The organism is Steroidobacter sp., assembly GCF_016790065.1.
GTDB lineage: Bacteria > Pseudomonadota > Gammaproteobacteria > Steroidobacterales > Steroidobacteraceae > Steroidobacter.
Window position 1 is genome coordinate 1 of record NZ_JAEUPY010000023.1, and the last position, 19,400, is coordinate 19,400.

Genomic DNA, 19,400 nt, shown 5'->3' on the forward strand with positions numbered 1-19,400 from the left:
GCTGGAAGCGGCCAATTGTATTGCGTCCAACGTGGTCGCCTCGCATCTGGGATTTCAGATCGGGCCGCGCTTGAATGCTGCCGGCCGGCTCGACGACATGTCCATCGGCATTCAATGTTTGCTGACCGACGATCCGAAGGCTGCTCGCTTGTTGGCCGCGCGTTTGACGCAGTTGAATAGCGATCGCAAAGAACTGGAGCTGCAAATGCAGCAGGAAGCGCTGCTGGCCATCGCCGACATGCGCGCTGAAGATCCACAGCTACCGCTGGGGCTTTGTTTGTTCGATGAGTCGTGGCATCAGGGCGTCGTGGGCTTGGTGGCGTCGCGCGTGAAGGAGCGGGTGAATCGGCCCGTGATTGCGTTGGCCCGTGCCGACGCGAATACGCTGAAAGGTTCGGCGCGCTCCATTTCAGGCGTACACATCCGTGACGTGCTCGATGCGGTCGCGACTCGCCATCCCGGCTTGATCGAGAAGTTCGGCGGGCATGCGATGGCGGCGGGGCTGACCTTGCCGGCGGCCACGCTGGAAACATTTCAGGCCGAGTTTGATGCCGAGGTGCGGCGCTGGATGAGCATCGACGACACCATCGGCGTGGTGCATTCCGACGGCAGCTTGCAAGAGGAGGAGCTGACGCTGGACGTCGCGCGGCTGTTGCAGCAGGCCGGGCCGTGGGGTCAGAACTTCCCGGAGCCACTGTTCGATGGCTGTTTCGAGGTGCGTAACGTGCGCATTCTCGGCGAGCGCCACCTGAAGCTGGAGGTACGCAGTGTGTCCGGCGACGGTCCGATCCAGGCCGCTACCAGCTGCGAAGCCATCGCGTTCCGTCACTTCGACCACGACGACGCGCCCCACGTGCAAGCCGACTCCCGGGTGGAATTGGCCTACCGCCTGGACGTGAACCGCTTCAACGGCTCGGAACGGCTGCAGCTGGTGGTGGAGTATTTGCGGGTCCTTTAGGCGCCCATTTTTGTTAGGATCGCGGTCCCGCAAGCGAATTGCCCGCGACTGACGCCCGCTCCCGACATGGAAACCAATCCCATCCGCCGTTCTATCGAAGACCTCACCGAGCGCAGCGGGGCGCTCCGGAGGTTTCTTTGACTACGACACCAAGGCTGATCGTCTCGCGGAAGTAAGCCGCGAGCTGGAAGACCCCGCCATCTGGAATACGCCCGACCGAGCCCAGGAGCTGGGTAAGGAACGCGCGCGCCTGGAGCAAATCGTCGGCACGCTGGACAAGGCCACCAATGGCCTGCGCGACGCCGAAGAGCTGCTGGAAATGGCGATTGCCGAGAACGAGCCCAGCACGGTGGCCGATGTGGAGCGCGATCTGGCGAACCTGGATGCGCACCTGAAGAAGCTGGAATTCCAGCGCATGTTCCCGGGCGAGATGGATCCGCACAGCTGCTTCCTGGACATCCAGGCGGGCGCCGGCGGTACCGAGGCCCAGGATTGGGCGCAGATGCTGATGCGCATGTACCTGCGCTGGGGCGATCAACGCGGCTTCAAGACCGAGGTCGAAGAAGTCAGCGACGGCGAAGTCGCCGGCATCAAGAGCTGCACCATCAATTTCAGCGGCGAATACGCCTATGGCTGGCTGCGCACCGAAACCGGCGTGCATCGCCTGGTGCGCAAGTCGCCGTTCGACTCGAATGCGCGCCGGCACACTTCGTTTGCTTCGGTGTTCGTCTCGCCGGAAGTCGATGACAACATCAAGATCGATATCAATCCGGCCGATCTGAAGACCGACGTGTACCGTTCCAGCGGCGCCGGCGGTCAGCACGTCAACAAGACCGAATCAGCCGTGCGTATCACCCACATGCCCACCGGCATCGTGGTGGCTTGCCAGGCCGAGCGCAGCCAGCACAAGAACCGCGACAAGGCCATGAAGATGCTCAAGGCCAAGTTGTACGAGCTGGAAGTGAACAAGCGTAACGCCGCCGCCAAGGTGCTCGAAGACGCCAAGTCGGACGTGAGCTGGGGCAACCAGATTCGTTCCTATGTGCTGGATCAGTCGCGCATCAAGGATTTGCGCACCAACGTCGAAATCGGCGCCACCGACAAGGTGCTGGACGGCGATCTGGATCCGTTCCTGGAAGCCAGCCTGAAGCAGGGACTGTGAAAATTATGTCTGAAAACACCAAGAATGCCGGCACCGCTACGGGTGCCGCACCGGCCGCCGAAGCGGTCGATGAAAACAAACTGATCGCCGAGCGCCGCGCCAAGCTCGACAAATTGCGCGGCCCGGGCGCCAACGGCTACCCGAACGATTTCCGTCGCGACGCGCTGGCCGACCAGTTGCTGGTGGCTTACGGCGATCGCGAGCCGACGTGGTTCGATCAGAACACGGTGCGTGTGAAAGTCGGCGGCCGCATGATGACCAAGCGCGTCATGGGCAAGGCCAGCTTCGCCAAGATCGCGGATCGCACCGGCGAGATTCAGTTGTTCCTGCAGAGCGCCGCCATCGGCACTGTGTACGACGAGTTCAAGACTTGGGACGTGGGCGACGTGCTCGGCGCCGAAGGCACGCTGTTCATCACCAAGACCGGTGAACTGTCGGTCAAGGTGGATAAGCTGCGGTTGTTGACCAAGTCGCTGCGGCCGCTGCCGGACAAGTGGCACGGTCTGTCGGATCAGGAAACGCGCTATCGCCAGCGGTACGTCGATCTAATCGTCAGCCCGGAAAGCCGGCAGACGTTCCGTACGCGCACGCGCATCGTGAAGTACCTGCGTGATTATCTGGATGCGCTCGACTTCCTCGAAGTCGAAACGCCCATGATGCAAGCGATTGCCGGCGGCGCCGTAGCACGGCCGTTCGTCACGCATCACAACCAGCTTGACATCGATTTGTATCTGCGCATCGCGCCGGAGCTTTATCTGAAGCGTCTGGTGGTTGGCGGCTTCGAGCGTGTGTACGAGATCAATCGCAACTTCCGCAATGAGGGCGTGTCGACGCGACACAACCCCGAATTCACCATGCTGGAGTTGTACCAGGCGTATGCCGACTACACCGACTTGATGAACCTGGTGGAACGCGTCTGCCAGGGCTTGTGCGACACCGTGCTCGGCAAGCGGCAGATCGAGTATCAGGGCGAGGTGTTCGACTTCGATCAGCCGTTCCGTCGCGTGACGGTCGAGGACCTGGTGGTGCATTTCAATCCTGGCATCGAGCGCGCCAAGCTACGGGATGTGGAGTACTTGCGAGCTCACTGTGATCGCATCGGCGTGCCGTACGGGCAGGGCGATGGAGCGGGTAAGTTACAGATCGAGATTTTCGAGAAGACCGCCGAGCATCGCTTGCTGGCGCCGACGTTCGTGTACGGCTATCCCACCGAGGTGTCGCCGCTGTCGCGCCGTAACGATTCGGATCCGTTCATCACCGATCGTTTCGAGTTCTTCATCGGCGGTCGCGAGATTGCCAATGGCTTCTCGGAGTTGAACGATCCCGAGGATCAGTCGCAGCGCTTCAAGGATCAATTGGCCCGCAAGACGGCGGGTGATGAAGAGGCCATGCAGTACGACGCCGATTACATTCGAGCGTTGGAATACGGCTTGCCGCCGACAGCGGGCTTGGGCATCGGTATCGATCGCTTGGTGATGTTGTTCACCAACGCGGCGTCGATTCGGGATGTGCTGTTGTTCCCGTACATGCGGCCGGAAACCTGAGACGACGGACGAGCGGGAACGCAGCCCGAACGGTCATTCCATCGAGTACGGCAGAGGCTGCCGCGTTAGCGGCGCCGTCTGGCCGTCGATGTGAAGTTCGCTGTTGAGCTGCGCGAGGCTGACAACAGCGAGCAGGTTGCAGCCATCCGCAGTCGCGGCAGCGTCGACAACTTCACCAGCGTGTTGCTCGCCGGCGAGCACACGCGAGCCGGGGATAGGTACCGCGCCGGCGGAATGAAAAAGAAACATGCGTCGTTTGACGGTGCCACGGAAATGGGCGCGGGCGATGATCTCCTGGCCGGTGTAGCAACCTTTCTCAAAGTTGATGCCACCGAGCAAATCGACATTCAGCATCTGCGCCACGAACGCTTCGTGGGTCTCCGAATAAACCTGCGGCAACCCAGCGCGCACGAACGACGCATGCCATTGCTGCTCACGAGCAGCATCCACAGCAGCCTCGAACGCCCCGAGCACCAGAACGTCCGATACGCCGGGCAGTTTGAAATAGCTGAGCCCATCGATTTCACGATGCGACAGGTCCGGGGACAAAGTCACATCCGGGGGCAGGGCAGAGGCGACCGCGACCTGCAACTGCTTCGCCGGCTCAATCTTGGCCTTGGCTCGTAAAACATATTTACGCAGCCGAAGCACCGTAGCGTCGACCATCGTCGCAGGCAGAACTAAGGCGATGCCCTCGGCGCGGGCCAACAGCCAGAACACCGCCTGCACGCGCCCCTGCGGGGAATTGCAGCAGGCCAGCTGCACTCGATTCGAATCGAGCGTGTCCAAATCGGCCGTCAGCTGACCTTGCAAATAACTGCGCGCCTCCGCGCCGCTGACCATAATCGCGGCCAAACGGGTCAACTGCACAGCTCCAGGGAGGGGCAAAGCGTGGCTCGGGCCGGGGGAATTCAGTCCGGCAGCGGCCGGGACAGCAATAGGGGCAGACATTCGTGAAATCCGAAATCAAGCCTCGCGACAAACGAATAGCGCGCCGTTCCGGGGCGGTGGTGCTTCTGGCACACTACCGGCCGTTCGAAACGGTCACCCGCCATCATCGTCCGGTTCCATGGCAGACACAAATTCGCGGTCGGAGTCAGTGCCCGGGGCCGGTCCGGCGCCCACAACCGTGACCGCCACCGATACAGTGACCGAGGCCGGTCAAACAGGTTCCGCGCCAGTTGCTCCGACAGAAATCGGCGGCCGTGACGGGCCGGAGCCGACCCGCTTCGGCGATTGGGAAAAGTCTGGCCGCTGCATCGATTTTTAATTCATCGCAGATTGCGCAAGCGTCAGGCATAAATCACATGAGCAATCCCAAGTTCGAACGGCCGCTGTCGCCGTTCATGATGTATCGCTGGCAGTACACCAATACGCTATCGATCCTGCACCGGCTCACCGGCTGCGCACTCACCGTCGGACTGTTGTTGTTTGTGTATTGGCTGGTGTCTCTGGCCAGCGGTCCCGAGGCTTACTCGCGAGCTTACGTGGTGTTCGTGCACCCGCTGACCAAGCTGGCGCTGGTCGGCTTCACGTTCGGGTTCTTTTATCACTTGCTCAACGGCGTGCGGCACTTGGTGTGGGATGCCGGTCATGGCTTCGAAAAATCCAAGGCGCGTGCCAGCGGCTGGCTTGCATTCATCGGCGCGCTGCTGCTCACGGCGGTGCTGTGGTTCCTGCTCACGCGAGGTGCGGCATGAGTCTGCGCAGTCCGGTCGGTCGGGTATTGGGATTAGGCTCGGCCGGCGAGGGCGTGGGTCACTGGTGGACTCAGCGAGTCACGTCGGTGGCGCTGGTGCTGCTCGGCTTGTGGTTCGTGTTCTCGTTGGTGCACTTGCCCGATCTGGCTTACACCACCCTGGTGGCGTGGCTGGCCTCGCCGGTGAACGCGGTGCTGTTGGCATTGCTGGTCGGCACGTCGCTGTATCACTCGCTGCTCGGCGTGCAGGTGGTGGTCGAGGACTACGTGAGTAATCACGGCACCAAGATCGTCACCATGCTGGTCCTGCAGTTCCTTCACATCGTTCTGGGCGCTCTCGGCATCTTCTCCGTGCTGCGCGTGGCCTTCGGGAGCGCGCAATGAGCGCATATCAATTCATCGATCATTACTACGACGTGGTAGTCGTCGGTGCCGGCGGTGCCGGGCTGCGCGCTACTTTCGGTCTGGCGCATTCCGGTCTGTCGACGGCGTGTATCACCAAGGTGTTCCCGACGCGTAGTCACACGGTGGCCGCGCAGGGTGGCATCAGCGCCGCGCTCGGCAACATGGGTGAGGACGATTGGCGCTGGCACATGTACGACACCGTCAAAGGGTCGGACTGGCTGGGCGATCAGGACGCCATCGAGTTCATGTGCAAAGAGGCGCCTGGCGCCGTCATCGAACTCGAACATTACGGCGTGCCGTTCTCGCGCACCGACGATGGCCGCATCTATCAGCGTCCGTTCGGCGGCATGACCACGCATTACGGCAAGGGCACCGCGCAGCGTACTTGCGCCGCTGCTGACCGTACCGGTCACGCGATGTTGCATACGTTGTATCAGCAGGCGTTGAAGCATGAAGCGCAGTTCTTCATCGAATATTTCGCCGTCGATCTGATCATGGAAAACGGCGAGTGCCGTGGCGTCGTCGCCATCAACATGTCGGACGGCACGGTGCATCGGTTCCTCGGTCATCAAACGATTCTGGCCACCGGCGGCTACGGTCGCGCGTACTTCTCTTGTACGTCAGCTCACACCTGTACCGGCGACGGCGGCGGCATGGTGTTGCGCGCTGGCTTGCCGATGCAGGACATGGAGTTCGTGCAGTTCCATCCCACCGGCATTTACGGCGCGGGCTGTTTGATCACTGAAGGCGTGCGCGGCGAAGGCGGCATTCTGCGCAACTCGCAGGGCGAACGTTTCATGGAGCGCTACGCGCCGAACGCGAAAGACCTCGCGTCGCGCGACGTGGTGAGCCGTTCCATGACCATGGAAATTCGTGACGGCCGCGGCGTCGGCGCTCACAAAGATCACATCTATCTGCACCTCGAGCATCTCGGTGCCGAAGTGATTCACGAACGTCTGCCGGGTATTGCCGAGACCGCGAAGATCTTCGCTGGTGTCGACGTGACCAAGCAGCCGATTCCAGTGCTGCCGACGGTTCACTACAACATGGGCGGCATCCCGGCCAACTATCACGGCGAAGTGGTGACGTTGAAGAACGGCAGCCCCGACACCGTGGTGCCGGGCTTGATGGCGGTGGGCGAGGCGGCGTGCGTGTCCGTGCACGGTGCCAATCGTCTCGGCTCGAACTCGTTGCTCGACTTGGTCGTGTTCGGCCGCGAAGCGGCACGGCATGCGGCCGAGATCGTCAAACCGAATACCAAACATCGGCCATTGACCAAGGATGCCGGCGACTTCGCGGTCAGCCGCATCGACAAGTTCCGTAACGCCAAGGGTTCGCTGAAGACGGCGGAGATCCGCCTGAACATGCAGCGCACGATGCAGAACCACGCGGCCGTGTTCCGCACCTCCGACTCGCTCAAGGAAGGCGTGGGCAAGATGCAGCAGGTGTTCAGCACCTTTGCCGAAGTCAGCGTCAGCGATCGCGGCATGGTGTGGAACACCGACCTGATCGAAACGCTGGAACTCGACAACTTGTTGAGCCAGGCGGTGGCGACCATGAACTCTGCCGAGAACCGCAAGGAAAGCCGCGGCGCGCACGCGCACGAAGATTTCCCGAATCGCGACGACGTGAATTGGATGAAACACACGCTGTCGTGGGTGAGTCCGCAGGGGCAGGTGAGCTTGGATTACCGCCCGGTGCACTTGAACACATTGACCACTGACGTAGAGCCCGTTCCGCCCAAGGCGAGGGTGTACTGACCATGGCCCAATTCCGTCTTCCCAAGAACTCGGTCGTCGGCGTCGGCAAGAACTATCCGGCCCCGGCGGGAGCGAAAGACGTGCGGAGCTTCCGCATCTATCGCTTCGATCCGGAGTCCGGCCAGAACCCGCGCTACGACACCTACGAAGTCGACATGGGCTCGTGCGGTCCGATGGTGTTGGATGCGCTGATCAAGATCAAAAACGAGATCGATCCGACGCTGACGTTCCGTCGTTCCTGCCGCGAAGGCATCTGCGGTTCGTGCGCGATGAACATCGACGGCGTGAACACGCTGGCCTGTACGCGCGCCACCGAAGATGTGAAGGGCACGGTGAAGATCTATCCGTTGCCGCACATGCCGGTGATCAAAGACCTGGTGCCGGATCTGACCAACTTCTACGCCCAGTACGCTTCGGTGAAGCCGTGGCTGCAGACACGCACGCCGGCACCGCCGGATCGCGAGCGGTTGCAGACCAAGGAAGACCAAGAAAAGATCGACAAGCCGGCGGCCTGTATTCTGTGCGCCTGCTGTTCGACCTCGTGCCCGAGCTACTGGTGGAACGGCGATCGCTACCTGGGCCCGGCGGCGTTGTTGGCGGCTTATCGCTGGATCGTCGACACGCGCGACGAGGCCACCGGCGAACGCCTGGATGCGCTGGAAGATCCGTTCAAGCTGTATCGGTGCCATACCATCATGAACTGCACCGAGGCCTGTCCGAAGGACTTGAATCCGGCCAAGGCCATTGCCGAGATCAAGAAGAAGATGGCGGAGCGGCGGCACTGATGAGTGGCGCTCCAGCCGTGGGTCAACTCCGCTGGCGTTGCCGGCGGGGCATGCGCGAGTTGGACGTGCTGCTCGAACGCTATCTCCAGGAACGGTATCCTTCCGCCCCGGCTGCCGAACAACAGGCCTTCGTAGCATTGCTCGAAGCGCCCGACCCGCAGCTGTTCGCCTATGTAGTGCAACGCGAGGTGCCGGTAGATCCGGATTGGGCGCATGTCATTGCCAGACTCCGCAACGCTGACGATTAACGTCCGCGGCCGCCGCTCCGAGCGTTGGCTCGGCGCGCTGGCATTGCTGGCCCCCATCCTTGCTACCCACCTCCTGCCACTGCCTACCGTGACTGCCGCTGAAATTTCCATCCTTGCCGCGAGCATCGTGGCCGCCGGTCTGTGGTGGCATGGATGGCTCGGCGGTGTCCGCCGGCTGACCCATGTCAGCCGTTCGTCGGACGGCCGCTGGCTGCTCGAGCAGGGCGCCCAGGCGGCTCCGGCCACCTTGTCTGAACACTCGCGTGTCGGCAGCCATTGGCTGTGGCTGGGTTGGCACAGCGCTGCCGGCCGGCCCAAACGACGTTTCATGTTGATTTTGCAGGGCGATGTCCTACCCGCTGAACTGCGGCGCCTGGCTGTGCGCCTACGCCTGGACGCGGGTCTGTGACGATGATTCTTGACCGCCGTCACGCAATCGCTCAGCTAGTGTTCAGGACCGCTTATGTCGCGGCGAACTTTCCCGCGCCCCATCAGTCTATGAGACCAGTCACGGCGTTGCCGATGAGCGCGCTTCCGCCTGCCAGGCAGGGAGCGGGCGCTTGACGACGACTCCGACGACCCCCGATGACACCGATCATGAGTTGGTTCGGCGCGTACAGGCGGGCGACCAGCGGGCGTTCAATCTGCTGGTGCTCAAGTACCAGCATCGGGTGCTGAAGCTGGTGGGTCGTTTCGTCAACGACGCCGCCGAGGCCGAGGATGTTGCCCAAGAGGCGTTCCTGAAGGCCTATCGGGCGTTGGCTTCGTTCCGCGGTGACAGTGCGTTTTATACATGGCTGTATCGGATCGCGATCAATACCGCCAAAAACGCCCTGGTGTCGCAGCGGCGCCGGCCGGTGGATTTCGATTTGGACCTGCAGGACCCGGACCAGTACGACCGGCAGGCCAAGCTGAAGGAAGCGGATACTCCCGAAGGGGTGCTGCTGACGGACGAGATTCGTACCGTGGTCGAACAGGCCATGGAGGAATTGCCCGAAGACCTGCGCACCGCCATCGTGTTGCGCGAGTTGGAAGGGTTGTCGTACGAGGAGATCGCTGAGGCGATGGATTGTCCGGTGGGCACGGTGCGGTCCCGAATCTTTCGGGCGCGCGAGGCCATCGACAAGAAGCTTAAACCGCTGCTTGATTGATTGGGATTTGCTGGCAATGTTGGCCGATGTGGTGAGCGTGGAGACAGCATGACGGATGCCCTGAACGAACAGCTTTCTGCCTGCCTGGACGGTGAGTTGCCGCCGGCGGAGCTCGACCTGCTGTTGCAGCGGGTAGGGCGGGAGGCTGAACTGCGTGCCGCCGTCGGCCGCTTTTCGCTCATCGGCGAGGCCATGCGGGCCGAACGCCCGGCAGTCGCCTCCCGCGACTTCGCCAGCAAAGTGATGGCTGCGGTGGCCGCCGAACCGGCCCAGGCCGCCGTGCAGATTCCCGGTGCCAGCCGGTCTCGATTCAATCCCCAAATTACCCCTGAAATTATCCAGGCGCCGGCGGCTGCCGCGCGCAGCTCCCGAGTCTCGCCGGCCACGGTTCGCTATTTGCGGCCGGCGGTCGGTATGGCCATCGCTGCCGGTGTTGCGGCGGTCGCTGTGCTCAGCTTCCAGCCCATGGGCCAACCCGATCTGGCGCCAGTGGGCGCGCAATTGGTGGCTGCCAATCAATCGGCCGCCAACGACTCGACCGCCATTGCGTCGACCGACGCCGAGTCGAGCTATGTGGTGCCGACCGGGACCACCAGCTCCCCGTTCGTCCCCGCAACTCGCCTGACCAACTACGTGGTCGCGCACAGTGAATATTCGTCGCCGCTCGGCCGTCGCTCGGTATTGAGCGGAGTGCTGGCGGATGACCAGGAAGCCGAAGCCCTCGAGTCGGGCGAGGCTGAGATCAAGATTTCCAACGGCGAAGACGGTACTTCGGAACGTTGATGGCTGCGTTGCTCGCTACAGTCCCCCCCTTGATGAGACGCTCGATGCGCTGGCCGGTGAGCCTGATCGCAGCCATGTTGGCCGTGGCCTCCACGGCTACTGCCGGCGATCGCGAAGCCCGCCAATGGTTGGAGCGCATGTCCGAAGCGCTGGCCACGCGGAATTACGAAGGCCGCTTTTTCCATTTACGCGATTCGCGTTCCGAATCGATGCGCATCTATCACCGCGTCGACAAGGGCAAGGTGACCGAGCGTTTGGTGTCGCTCGATGGCAGCGGCCGCGAAATCATTCGGAACCAGACTGAAGTCGTTTGTTATCTGCCGGACCGCCGCACCGTGCTGGTGGAGAAGCGCACCGACGACAACACGTTGCTCGCGGCCGTGCCGGCGTACAACGAAGAGCTCGAAGCTCACTACAACATCGAACGTGGTCCGTTCACCAAGGCGTTGGGTCGCCGCACGCAAGTGATCAATGTCACGCCGCGCGACCAATTCCGCTACGGCTATCGGCTGTGGTTGGACGACGAGACCGCCATGCCGCTGAAGTCGCAGCTGTGCGATAGAAACGGCAACGTTATCGAACAGATCCTGTTCGCGGAACTGAACTTCCGCGACCGTATTCCCGCCGACAGTCTCAAGCCGTCCATTTCCGCCGAAGGTTTTCGCTGGATCCGTCAGGACGCGCAGCCGCAGATGGCGGCGACTCAGGTCGGCGGTTGGGGCGTGATTCGTCTGCCAGCCGGCTTCCGGCTGACGGCTTGGCGTATTCAGCTGATCGCCGGTTCCAGCGTTCCGGTGCAGCACCTGGTCTATTCGGATGGCTTGGCGTCGGTCTCGGTGTTCATCGAGCCTAGCGATCCGCAAGCGCAGCCCATGAAGGGGCTGGCGAAGGTGGGCGCAGCGTTCGCGTTCTCGCGTGCGCTCGACGGTCATCAAGTCACGGCCGTGGGCGAAGTGCCGCCGGTGACCGTGGAAGCGATTGCCGCCAGCGTCACCAAGGACGAGGCCAAGAACGCCGCCGAAGCCAAAGCTGCGGCACCGGCACTGCCGGCTCCGCCATCTCAGGCGCATCAGCCGAGTTCGCCGCCTCAGCAATAATTCAAATCGCGCCTTCAGCCGCGGGCGCGTTGCCAAGCATTCCTATAATTCATGGCCACTCAGTGGACCGTTCTCAGCCGTGCCGAATGCAGTCTGTGCGAGCAACTGCTCGCTGAACTTGCCGAGGAATTGAGTCCCGCCGAGGCTGCGCAAGTCAGCGTGGTCGACGTTGATCAGGATCCGGAGTTGGTGCGTAAGTACGGTCACCGCGTGCCGGTGCTGCTCGCCGACGGCGACTTCGTGTGCGACTACCGTCTGGACCGAGAACGGCTGCAAGCAAGCCGGCGATAACCCGGTAGGGTATCATCGCCAATTCAGTGCCCCAGTTAGTGTTTCGACTGCGAATGCTCCCCGGCCTCGGCCTCGGGCGGTTGTTGTCGCGCGGGCCCCAATCGATCGGAGGAAATCATTCCAGGCTATGTGGCTCCAGGGCTGCGCAGCTGCGAAGTTGAAGTCATGACAGCGGATAATTCTTCAACGAAATCAAAGCGTATACGCAACTTTTCGATCATCGCCCACGTCGACCATGGCAAGTCCACTCTGGCGGACCGATTCATCCAGCTGTGCGGCGGACTGGAAGACCGCGAGATGGAAGCTCAAGTGCTCGACTCCATGGACCTGGAGCGGGAGCGCGGCATCACCATCAAGGCGCAAAGCGTGTCGCTGCGCTACAAAGCGCGCGACGGTGAAACCTACCAGCTGAACATGATCGACACGCCGGGCCACGTGGACTTCTCTTACGAGGTTTCCCGATCGCTGGCTGCGTGCGATGGCGCATTGCTGGTGGTGGACGCGGCTCAAGGCGTGGAAGCGCAGAGCGTGGCGAACTGCTACACGGCTCTCGAGCAGGGGCTCGAAGTGGTGCCCGTGCTCAATAAGATCGATCTGCCTTCGGCCGATCCGGACCGGGTCATCAAGGAGATCGAGGAGATCATCGGTATCGAGGCCAGTGACGCGATTCGGGTCAGTGCCAAGACCGGTGAGAATGTGCCGGAACTGCTCGAGCAGTTGGTGGCACGCATCCCCGCGCCGAAGGGCGATTCGGACGCGCCGCTGCAGGCGTTGATCATCGATTCGTGGTTCGACAATTACGTCGGCGTGGTGTCGCTGGTGCGCGTGATGAATGGCACGTTGCGCATGGGGCAGAAGATTCGCGTGTGGTCTACGGGCCGCGCGCATCAGGTCGACAAGCTCGGCCGCTTTACGCCCAAGTCCAAACCCAGCGAAACGTTGGAAGCGGGCGAGGTGGGCTTCGTCATTGCCGGCATCAAGGAGATCAACGGCGCGCCGGTGGGTGACACCATCACGCTGGACAGTCGTCCTGCCAGCGAAGCGTTGGCCGGCTTCAAGCAGGTCCAGCCGCGCGTGTTCGCCGGCTTGTTTCCGGTGCAGTCCGACGATTACGAAAATGTCAGAGACGCGTTGGCCAAGCTCAAGCTAAATGACTCTGCGCTGCACTATGAGCCGGAGGTATCGACCGCACTGGGCTTCGGTTTCCGCATCGGGTTCCTCGGGCTGTTGCACATGGACATCGTGCAGGAACGGCTGGAGCGCGAGTACAACCTCGAGCTGATCACCAGCGCGCCGACCGTCGTATACGAAATTCTGCGCACCGACGGTGACACGGTTTACGTCGACAATCCTTCGAAGCTGCCGCCCAGTAACGAGATCGAAGATCTGCGCGAACCCATCATCACAGCGAACATCCTGCTGCCGCCGGAATACGTCGGCTCGGTGATCACGTTGTGTACGGAGAAGCGCGGCCGCCAGACCAAGTTGCTGTACGTCGGCAACCAGGTGTCCATGCAATACGAAATGCCGATGGCCGAAGTGGTGCTGGATTTCTTCGACCGCTTGAAGTCGGTGAGCCGCGGCTACGCGTCGTTCGATTACGAGTTCAATCGTTTCGAGACTGCGCCGCTGGTCAAGCTCGACGTGCTGATCAATGGCGACCGGGTCGATGCGTTGTCCTTGATCGTGCATCGCGATCACGCGTATTCGAAGGGCCGCGAGCTGGTCGACAAGATGCAGGAACTGATTCCCCGGCAACAATTCGAGATCGCCGTGCAAGCGGCCATCGGCAGTCATGTCGTGGCCCGCGCTTCGGTGAAAGCGCTGCGTAAGAACGTCACTGCCAAGTGTTACGGCGGCGACCTGTCGCGCAAGCGCAAGTTGTTGGAGAAGCAGAAGGAAGGCAAGAAGCGCATGAAGCAGGTGGGCTCGGTCGAGATCCCGCAGGAAGCCTTCCTGGCGGTGTTGCAGGTAGGCAAGGCCAAGAAAGAATAAGCAGGCAAAGCATGATCTTCGACTTCTCTTTCATCCTGGTCGCGGCCACGTTGTTGACCGGCGTGATCTGGGCTATCGACTCGCTGGCGTTCAAACCCAAGCGCGTGGCTGCTGCCAGCGCCAAGGGCATCGCGCTCGACAACATCCGCGAGCCGTTGCTGGTGGAGTACGCGCGCTCGTTCTTCCCGGTGATCCTGATCGTGCTGGTGATCCGCTCGTTCTTGTTCGAGCCGTTCCGCATTCCGTCCGACTCGATGATGCCGACCTTGTTGGATGGCGATTTTATTTTCGTCAACAAGTTCTCCTACGGTCTGCGCCTGCCGGTGCTCAATGCCAAGGTGGTGGCCATCGGCGAGCCGGAGCGGGGCGACGTGATCGTGTTCCGCCTGCCCAAGGATCCGGCCACCAATTACATCAAGCGCCTGGTCGGCCTGCCGGGCGACCACGTGGTGGTGCGCGGCCAGAACCTGTACATCAATGGCGAGCGCGTCAAAGTGGACATGGTCGGTATCTACGAAGGCCACGGCCACGACGGCGCGCAGCTGGCCACCGAACATCTGGGCAGCCGCGACCACCAGGTGCTGTACCTGCCGGGCCGGGAAGCCCGGGACTATGACGAGATCGTGCCGGCCGGCCATTACTTCTTCATGGGCGACAACCGGGACAACAGCCGGGACAGCCGCTTTTTCGAAGTCGGCTTCGTGCCGGAACGTAATCTGGTGGGTAAAGCGGTGCGCATCTGGCTCAACTGGGACCTGCCGTCGGCGCCAATCTGGGACCGGATCGGCGATCCGATCCGCTGATTGGAGTATCTTTCGCGACATTCGGGCCTTATGACAGGCTGTTAGCGGAGTTCGGAAGCATGCGATCTCGTCAGCGCGGTGCCACGTTGCTGGGCATTTTGACCATTGTGGCCATTCTGGGCGTCGCGCTTTTCGCGGCCATGCGCCTGGTGCCCGTGTACCTGGAGTACATGGCGGTGGCCCGTGCCTTGGACCAAACAGCCAAGGAAAATTCCGGCGGCAGCATGGAGACGCTGCGCACTTCGCTGATCCGCCGCTGGGCCGTCGAGGACATCAAGACCATCGACGCCAAGGACGTGCAAATCGTTCGAGCCAACAAAGGCTTTACGATGCGCGCCTGGTATCGAGCCGAAGTGCCTTTCGTCGGTAACGTGTCGTTAGTCGCCGATTTCGACAAGACCGTGCCGGTTGGCGACGCAGGCCTGCCGGGGACCTAGTACGAATTGAAGACCGCTCGCGAATGGTTGCGTGACAAGCTCGGGTACGAGTGCAGCGACCCAGCATTGCTGGAGTCGGCGCTCACGCATCGCAGCGCCGGCGGGGCGCACAACGAGCGCCTGGAGTTCCTGGGCGACGCGGTGCTCAACTGCGTGGTCGCCAAACTGGTGTTCCGCGAATTCGCCACCGCCGACGAAGGCGATCTGTCCCGTTTCCGCGCCAGCCTGGTAAGCGGCGAGGCGCTGGCGGTGATCGCCGCCGAGATCGACCTGGGCAGCCAGCTGCGGCTGGGCTCGGGCGAGCTCAAGTCCGGCGGTTTCCGACGCAAATCCATCCTGGCCGATGCCTTGGAGGCGCTGTTCGGCGCCGTCTATCTGGATGGCGGGTTCGAGGCTGCGGCCGGCGTCGTCGAACGGCTGCTGGTGCCACGCCTGGATCGATTGCCGAGCGCGGCCGAACTGAAAGATCCCAAGACGCGTTTACAGGAGGCGCTGCAGGCCCGCGGTTTGCCCTTGCCATCGTACGCAGTCGAAACCATTTCCGGCGAGGCGCACAATCAGGTCTTCCAGGTGCGCTGTGCGGTGAGCTCGCTGGGCCTGAAGGTGTCCGCGAGCGGCCCGAGCCGCCGCCGGGCTGAACAGGCCGCCGCGCAGCTGTTGCTGGCGGCATTCAACGAGACTCAGGGAATTTCCAGCTGATGACTTTCGATCCGACATCTTCCTATCCCGACACCTATCGCTGTGGCTTCGCGGCCATCGTCGGGCGTCCCAATGTCGGCAAGTCGACGTTGCTGAACGCCATGCTCGGCCGCAAGGTCAGCATCGTCAGCCCCAAGCCGCAGACCACGCGCCATCGCATCCTGGGCATCCTGACGCGCGCCGAAGAACAGATCGTGTTCGTCGATACGCCGGGCATCCATTCAGGCGCGCGCCGTGCCATGAACCGTCACATGAACCGCGCCGCGCTGTCGTCGCTGGCCGATGCCGATGTGAATTTGTTCGTGGTCGAGTCGTTGAGCTGGAGCGAGGAAGACCAGCGGGTGCTGGAAGCTCTGCAAGAGCAGAAGCGGCCCATCATTCTGGTGCTGAGCAAATTCGATAAGGTGCATCCGCGCGAACGTTTGCTGCCGTTCATCCAGGAATTGAACCGGCGCGCCGAGTTTGTCGAAGTGGTGCCGCTGTCGGCACTCAAGAAGAACAATCTGGAACAACTGCCGGCCATCATTGCCAAGCATTTGCCGCTGTCGCCGCCGCATTTCCCGCCCGATCAGGTCACCGATCGCAGCCCGGAATTCCAGGCCGCCGAGATCGTGCGCGAGAAACTCACATTTCGTTTACACCAGGAATTGCCATACGGCCTGACCGTGGCCATCGAGCAGTTCAAGGAAGAGGATGGGCGCTTGCTGGTCAACGCCGTGATCTGGGTGGAGCGCACTGGCCAGAAAGCCATCGTGATCGGCCAGGGCGGCGAACAGCTCAAGGAAGTCGGCCGCTCGTCACGCATCGAAATGTCCAATCTGTTCGGCCAGCCGGTGCACCTGGAGCTGTGGGTGAAGGTCAAGGAGAACTGGTCGGACAACGAAATGGCGCTGAAGCAGCTCGGCTACGAGATGTGAGGCGGCGGGCGTGAGCGACGCGCGCCGCATTCAGCTACAACCGGCCTACGTTCTGCATCATCGGCCGTACCGGGACACCAGCCGGATTCTGGAATTATTCAGCCGCGATCATGGCCGCGTGTCCGTGTTCGCTCGCGGTGCGCGTGGCGGTAGCAAAGCCGGCGGTTCGTTACTGCCCATCCTGCAGCCGTTCAATCGCCTGCTGGTGTCATGGAGCGGGCGAGGCGAGGCGGGACAGCTCACTGGCGCCGAATTCGATGGCACGATGACGCCGCTGCCTTCCGACCGGCTGGTGCACGGGTTCTATTTGAACGAGCTGCTGCTGAAGCTGTTCGCCCGTCACGATAGTCATCCCGACGTATTCGCGCTGTATGCGCAGACCATCGACGATTTGAAACTCCAGGACGCGATTCGACCGTTGCGGCTGTTCGAAAAACGCCTGCTCGAAGCCATCGGCTACGGACTCGCGTTGGAACGGGATGCGCACGACGACGCGCCGCTCGAGCCGGACGCCTCCTATCACTACCGTATGGAGCAGGGGCCGGTGCGCGTCGAAGGCGTGGCCGAGAGCGGCGCGGTTTATTCAGGCGCAACGTTGCTGTCGTTGGGACGCGAGGAGTTGGCCGATGCGCATGTGTGTGCCGACGCCAGGCGCCTGTTACGAGCGGCGTTGGACCGCTGCCTGGACGGCCGGGAACTGCGCACTCGGCAAGTGATGCTGGCGTTGCGAAAGGGAAAATGACAGCATTCTTGGATGCTTCACCTCGGTGTCAATGTCGATCACGTGGCCACGCTGCGTCAGGCGCGCCGCACTACCTATCCTGATCCCCTGTTCGCGGCGCTGATCGCCGAACAAGCGGGGGCGGATAGCATCACCATTCATTTGCGCGAAGACCGGCGGCATATCCAGGACCGCGATGTGCGCATGTGCAAGGACGCGCTGCAGACCCGCCTCAATCTGGAAATGGCCGCCACCGACGAAATGCTGCGGATCGCGCTCGAAGTGCGGCCTCCCGACGTTTGCCTGGTGCCCGAGAAGCGCACCGAAGTTACGACCGAAGGCGGTCTGGACGTGCTCGGCCAGCAGGACTCGCTGCAGCAGATCTGCGCTCGGCTGGGTGAGGCGGGCATTCGCGTTTCGTTGTTCATCGATCCGGAGCCCGCGCAGCTCGAAGCCGCAGTCCGCGTCGGCGCGCCGGTGGTCGAACTGCATACCGGCGCTTATGCCGAAGCAAGCGGCGCTCATCAGGCCAAAGAGCTCAAGCGCATCCAAGTCGCGGCTCGCCACGCGTCCGGGCTCGGGCTCACGGTGCACGCCGGCCATGGTTTGCACTATCACAACGTGCAGCCCATCGCCGTGATCCCCGAAATCGTCGAATTGAACATCGGGCACGCCATCGTCGCGCACGCCGTGATTCACGGTCTGGCGCCGGCGGTGTCGGAGATGAAACGCCTGATGCTGCAGGCTCGAGCCGGACGGTGATCTTGCGCGTTGGGTCGTTACGACCATGATTTTCGGCATCGGCACCGATGTCGTGCAGATTCAACGCATCCAGCGCTTACATGAGAAGTTCGGCGAGCGCTTCGTCGAACGTCTGTTGATGCCTGCCGAGGCGGATGCTTATCGCGCGCAAACCCGCAACGCGCGCTTTCTCGCCATGCGTTTCGCTGCCAAGGAAGCCATCGTCAAAGCCATGGGCACCGGCTTCCGGCACGGGTTGTGGATTCGCGATGTGGGGGTGGCTGCGAACGAGTTCGGCCGGCCCGACATCATCTGGTCGGAAAAAGGCCAGCAATTGCGCGAGCGGCTCGGCATCGGCGAAGGTCATATTACTTTGACGGATGAAGCGGGATTGGTGGTGGCAGTGGCCATATTGATGCGACGGAATTCTTGAAATGCCTGTGTTCGTGTTCGACATTGAAACCATTCCCGACGTCGAGTTGGGTCGGCGCATTTATGACTTGGGCGACCTGAGCGACAAGCAGGTCGGCTATGTCATGCAGGCCAAGCGGCGCGAGGAATCGGGCAGCGAATTTCTTTCTTACGAGCAACAGCGCGTCGTCTGTATCTCGGTGGCGCTGCGTTCGCGCGATACCTTCAAAGTGTGGTCGCTCGGCGATGCCAACTCTTCCGAAGCGGAAATCATCCAGCGCTTCTATGACGGCATCGATAAGTACACGCCGGATCTAGTGTCCTGGAACGGCGGCGGCTTCGATTTGCCGGTGTTGCACTATCGCGCGCTTCGTCACGGCATCGTGGCGCCGCGCTACTGGGAATCGGGCGACGAGGATCAGGCGTTCCGTTGGAACAACTATCTCAATCGCTATCACTCGCGGCATTTGGATTTGATGGATGTGCTGTCGAGCTTCCAAGGGCGCGCGCGAGTCAGCTTGCAGGCGGCCGCGATGTTGCTCGGCTTGCCCGGCAAGTTGGGTATGAGCGGCGACAAGGTGTGGGACGCCTATACCGACGGCCAGCTCGATCAGATCCGCAATTACTGCGAGACCGACGTGCTGAACACGTTCCTGGTGTTTTTACGATTCGAAATGATGCGAGGTCGGTTGAATCCCGAAGAGTATCAGGCCGAAGTGACGCGTGTGAGAGAGGTGCTCGCCGCTGCGGGCAAGCCGCATTTCCAGGAGTTTCTGGAGGCGTGGCCAATGCC

General features: G+C 62.0%; 24 protein-coding genes. 23 read left to right on the plus strand and 1 reads right to left on the minus strand.

Translation table 11 applies throughout. The features are described 5' to 3' along the window. The 3 genes from JNL55_RS00735 to lysS form a co-directional block, all read left to right on the plus strand. Positions 1-958 (plus strand): DHHA1 domain-containing protein (locus JNL55_RS00735; protein ID WP_293848258.1); only part of this gene is annotated, 958 nt, incomplete at its 5' end. A 66-nt stretch (positions 959-1,024) separates the two neighbouring features. Further along, a protein-coding gene (gene prfB / locus JNL55_RS00740; RefSeq protein ID WP_293848259.1) for a peptide chain release factor 2 occupies positions 1,025-2,120 on the plus strand; the annotation gives its coding sequence in 2 pieces (ribosomal slippage) (positions 1,025-1,087 and positions 1,089-2,120; 1,095 coding nt in all). A 5-nt stretch (positions 2,121-2,125) separates the two neighbouring features. Then, positions 2,126-3,664: a lysine--tRNA ligase gene (gene lysS / locus JNL55_RS00745; protein WP_293848292.1), complete on the plus strand. Its 1,539-nt coding sequence runs from the start codon at positions 2,126-2,128 to the stop codon at positions 3,662-3,664. A gap of 33 nt (positions 3,665-3,697) precedes the next feature. Here the strand turns inward: lysS and JNL55_RS00750 are convergent, their stop codons facing one another. Further along, entirely contained in the window at positions 3,698-4,519 is an 822-nt protein-coding gene (locus tag JNL55_RS00750; RefSeq protein ID WP_293848260.1) for a YgfZ/GcvT domain-containing protein, read from the minus strand. 214 nt (positions 4,520-4,733) lie between these two features. On the opposite strand from JNL55_RS00750, the gene JNL55_RS37290 reads away from it, so the two are divergent. The 20 genes from JNL55_RS37290 to JNL55_RS00845 form a co-directional block, all read left to right on the plus strand. Then, positions 4,734-4,934, plus strand: a complete 201-nt coding sequence (locus tag JNL55_RS37290) for a DUF1674 domain-containing protein (protein WP_415922976.1) — start codon at positions 4,734-4,736, stop codon at positions 4,932-4,934. A 37-nt stretch (positions 4,935-4,971) separates the two neighbouring features. Further along, the gene (sdhC, locus tag JNL55_RS00755; RefSeq protein ID WP_293848261.1) at positions 4,972-5,364 is read left to right on the plus strand and encodes a succinate dehydrogenase, cytochrome b556 subunit; all 393 of its coding nucleotides are present in this window, start codon (positions 4,972-4,974) and stop codon (positions 5,362-5,364) included. Then, a complete protein-coding gene (gene sdhD, locus JNL55_RS00760) occupies positions 5,361-5,747 on the plus strand; it encodes a succinate dehydrogenase, hydrophobic membrane anchor protein (RefSeq protein WP_293848262.1) in 387 nt (128 codons plus the stop codon). The genes sdhC and sdhD overlap by 4 nt, the downstream gene beginning before the upstream one ends. After that, a complete protein-coding gene (gene sdhA / locus JNL55_RS00765) occupies positions 5,744-7,528 on the plus strand; it encodes a succinate dehydrogenase flavoprotein subunit (protein ID WP_293848263.1) in 1,785 nt (594 codons plus the stop codon). Before sdhD ends, sdhA begins: the two co-directional genes overlap by 4 nt. Before the next feature lie 2 nt (positions 7,529-7,530). Continuing rightward, a complete protein-coding gene (locus JNL55_RS00770) occupies positions 7,531-8,313 on the plus strand; it encodes a succinate dehydrogenase iron-sulfur subunit (protein ID WP_293848265.1) in 783 nt (260 codons plus the stop codon). Next, entirely contained in the window at positions 8,313-8,561 is a 249-nt protein-coding gene (locus JNL55_RS00775; RefSeq protein WP_293848267.1) for a succinate dehydrogenase assembly factor 2, read from the plus strand. The genes JNL55_RS00770 and JNL55_RS00775 overlap by 1 nt, the downstream gene beginning before the upstream one ends. Further along, positions 8,527-8,970, plus strand: a complete 444-nt coding sequence (locus JNL55_RS00780) for a hypothetical protein (RefSeq protein WP_293848269.1) — start codon at positions 8,527-8,529, stop codon at positions 8,968-8,970. Before JNL55_RS00775 ends, JNL55_RS00780 begins: the two co-directional genes overlap by 35 nt. 151 nt (positions 8,971-9,121) lie before the next feature. Continuing rightward, positions 9,122-9,712 (plus strand): RNA polymerase sigma factor RpoE, encoded by a 591-nt coding sequence (gene rpoE, locus JNL55_RS00785; protein WP_293848271.1) that lies wholly within the window; start codon positions 9,122-9,124, stop codon positions 9,710-9,712. Positions 9,713-9,760: 48 nt separating this feature from the next. After that, positions 9,761-10,495, plus strand: coding sequence for a sigma-E factor negative regulatory protein (locus JNL55_RS00790; RefSeq protein ID WP_293848272.1), 735 nt, complete (start codon positions 9,761-9,763; stop codon positions 10,493-10,495). 32 nt (positions 10,496-10,527) lie between these two features. Continuing rightward, entirely contained in the window at positions 10,528-11,592 is a 1,065-nt protein-coding gene (locus JNL55_RS00795; protein WP_293848274.1) for a MucB/RseB C-terminal domain-containing protein, read from the plus strand. A 51-nt stretch (positions 11,593-11,643) separates the two neighbouring features. Continuing rightward, entirely contained in the window at positions 11,644-11,883 is a 240-nt protein-coding gene (locus JNL55_RS00800; protein WP_293848276.1) for a glutaredoxin family protein, read from the plus strand. A 165-nt stretch (positions 11,884-12,048) separates the two neighbouring features. Further along, on the plus strand, positions 12,049-13,878 hold the full coding sequence (gene lepA, locus JNL55_RS00805) for a translation elongation factor 4 (RefSeq protein ID WP_293848277.1): 1,830 nt from the start codon (positions 12,049-12,051) through the stop codon (positions 13,876-13,878). 11 nt (positions 13,879-13,889) lie between these two features. Then, a complete protein-coding gene (lepB, locus tag JNL55_RS00810) occupies positions 13,890-14,681 on the plus strand; it encodes a signal peptidase I (RefSeq protein ID WP_293848278.1) in 792 nt (263 codons plus the stop codon). 59 nt (positions 14,682-14,740) lie between these two features. Continuing rightward, positions 14,741-15,118, plus strand: a complete 378-nt coding sequence (locus tag JNL55_RS00815) for a DUF4845 domain-containing protein (protein WP_293848280.1) — start codon at positions 14,741-14,743, stop codon at positions 15,116-15,118. Between the two features lie 27 nt (positions 15,119-15,145). Then, the gene (gene rnc, locus JNL55_RS00820) at positions 15,146-15,817 is read left to right on the plus strand and encodes a ribonuclease III (RefSeq protein WP_293848294.1); all 672 of its coding nucleotides are present in this window, start codon (positions 15,146-15,148) and stop codon (positions 15,815-15,817) included. After that, positions 15,817-16,734 carry a GTPase Era gene (gene era, locus JNL55_RS00825; RefSeq protein WP_293848282.1) on the plus strand — a complete coding sequence of 306 codons (918 nt, stop codon included), beginning with the start codon at positions 15,817-15,819 and terminating at the stop codon, positions 16,732-16,734. The genes rnc and era overlap by 1 nt, the downstream gene beginning before the upstream one ends. A 10-nt stretch (positions 16,735-16,744) precedes the next feature. Next, positions 16,745-17,476: a DNA repair protein RecO gene (gene recO / locus JNL55_RS00830; protein ID WP_293848284.1), complete on the plus strand. Its 732-nt coding sequence runs from the start codon at positions 16,745-16,747 to the stop codon at positions 17,474-17,476. 12 nt (positions 17,477-17,488) lie between these two features. Then, complete coding sequence (gene pdxJ / locus JNL55_RS00835; RefSeq protein ID WP_293848286.1) at positions 17,489-18,217, plus strand: pyridoxine 5'-phosphate synthase; 729 nt, start codon at positions 17,489-17,491, stop codon at positions 18,215-18,217. Positions 18,218-18,242: 25 nt separating this feature from the next. Further along, positions 18,243-18,629 carry a holo-ACP synthase gene (gene acpS / locus JNL55_RS00840; RefSeq protein WP_293848288.1) on the plus strand — a complete coding sequence of 129 codons (387 nt, stop codon included), beginning with the start codon at positions 18,243-18,245 and terminating at the stop codon, positions 18,627-18,629. A 1-nt stretch (position 18,630) separates the two neighbouring features. Continuing rightward, positions 18,631-19,400, plus strand: a 770-nt coding sequence (locus tag JNL55_RS00845; protein WP_293848290.1) for a 3'-5' exonuclease, incomplete at its 3' end; no start/stop codon positions are given.

Coding starts and splice junctions, on each gene's coding strand:
- lysS (WP_293848292.1), top strand. CDS start 2,126: ATGTCTGAAAACACCAAGAATGCCGGCACCGCTACGGGTGCCGCACCG.
- JNL55_RS37290 (WP_415922976.1), top strand. CDS start 4,734: ATGGCAGACACAAATTCGCGGTCGGAGTCAGTGCCCGGGGCCGGTCCG.
- sdhC (WP_293848261.1), top strand. CDS start 4,972: ATGAGCAATCCCAAGTTCGAACGGCCGCTGTCGCCGTTCATGATGTAT.
- sdhD (WP_293848262.1), top strand. CDS start 5,361: ATGAGTCTGCGCAGTCCGGTCGGTCGGGTATTGGGATTAGGCTCGGCC.
- sdhA (WP_293848263.1), top strand. CDS start 5,744: ATGAGCGCATATCAATTCATCGATCATTACTACGACGTGGTAGTCGTC.
- JNL55_RS00770 (WP_293848265.1), top strand. CDS start 7,531: ATGGCCCAATTCCGTCTTCCCAAGAACTCGGTCGTCGGCGTCGGCAAG.
- JNL55_RS00775 (WP_293848267.1), top strand. CDS start 8,313: ATGAGTGGCGCTCCAGCCGTGGGTCAACTCCGCTGGCGTTGCCGGCGG.
- JNL55_RS00780 (WP_293848269.1), top strand. CDS start 8,527: ATGTCATTGCCAGACTCCGCAACGCTGACGATTAACGTCCGCGGCCGC.
- JNL55_RS00790 (WP_293848272.1), top strand. CDS start 9,761: ATGACGGATGCCCTGAACGAACAGCTTTCTGCCTGCCTGGACGGTGAG.
- JNL55_RS00795 (WP_293848274.1), top strand. CDS start 10,528: ATGAGACGCTCGATGCGCTGGCCGGTGAGCCTGATCGCAGCCATGTTG.
- JNL55_RS00800 (WP_293848276.1), top strand. CDS start 11,644: ATGGCCACTCAGTGGACCGTTCTCAGCCGTGCCGAATGCAGTCTGTGC.
- lepA (WP_293848277.1), top strand. CDS start 12,049: ATGACAGCGGATAATTCTTCAACGAAATCAAAGCGTATACGCAACTTT.
- lepB (WP_293848278.1), top strand. CDS start 13,890: ATGATCTTCGACTTCTCTTTCATCCTGGTCGCGGCCACGTTGTTGACC.
- JNL55_RS00815 (WP_293848280.1), top strand. CDS start 14,741: ATGCGATCTCGTCAGCGCGGTGCCACGTTGCTGGGCATTTTGACCATT.
- era (WP_293848282.1), top strand. CDS start 15,817: ATGACTTTCGATCCGACATCTTCCTATCCCGACACCTATCGCTGTGGC.
- pdxJ (WP_293848286.1), top strand. CDS start 17,489: ATGCTTCACCTCGGTGTCAATGTCGATCACGTGGCCACGCTGCGTCAG.
- acpS (WP_293848288.1), top strand. CDS start 18,243: ATGATTTTCGGCATCGGCACCGATGTCGTGCAGATTCAACGCATCCAG.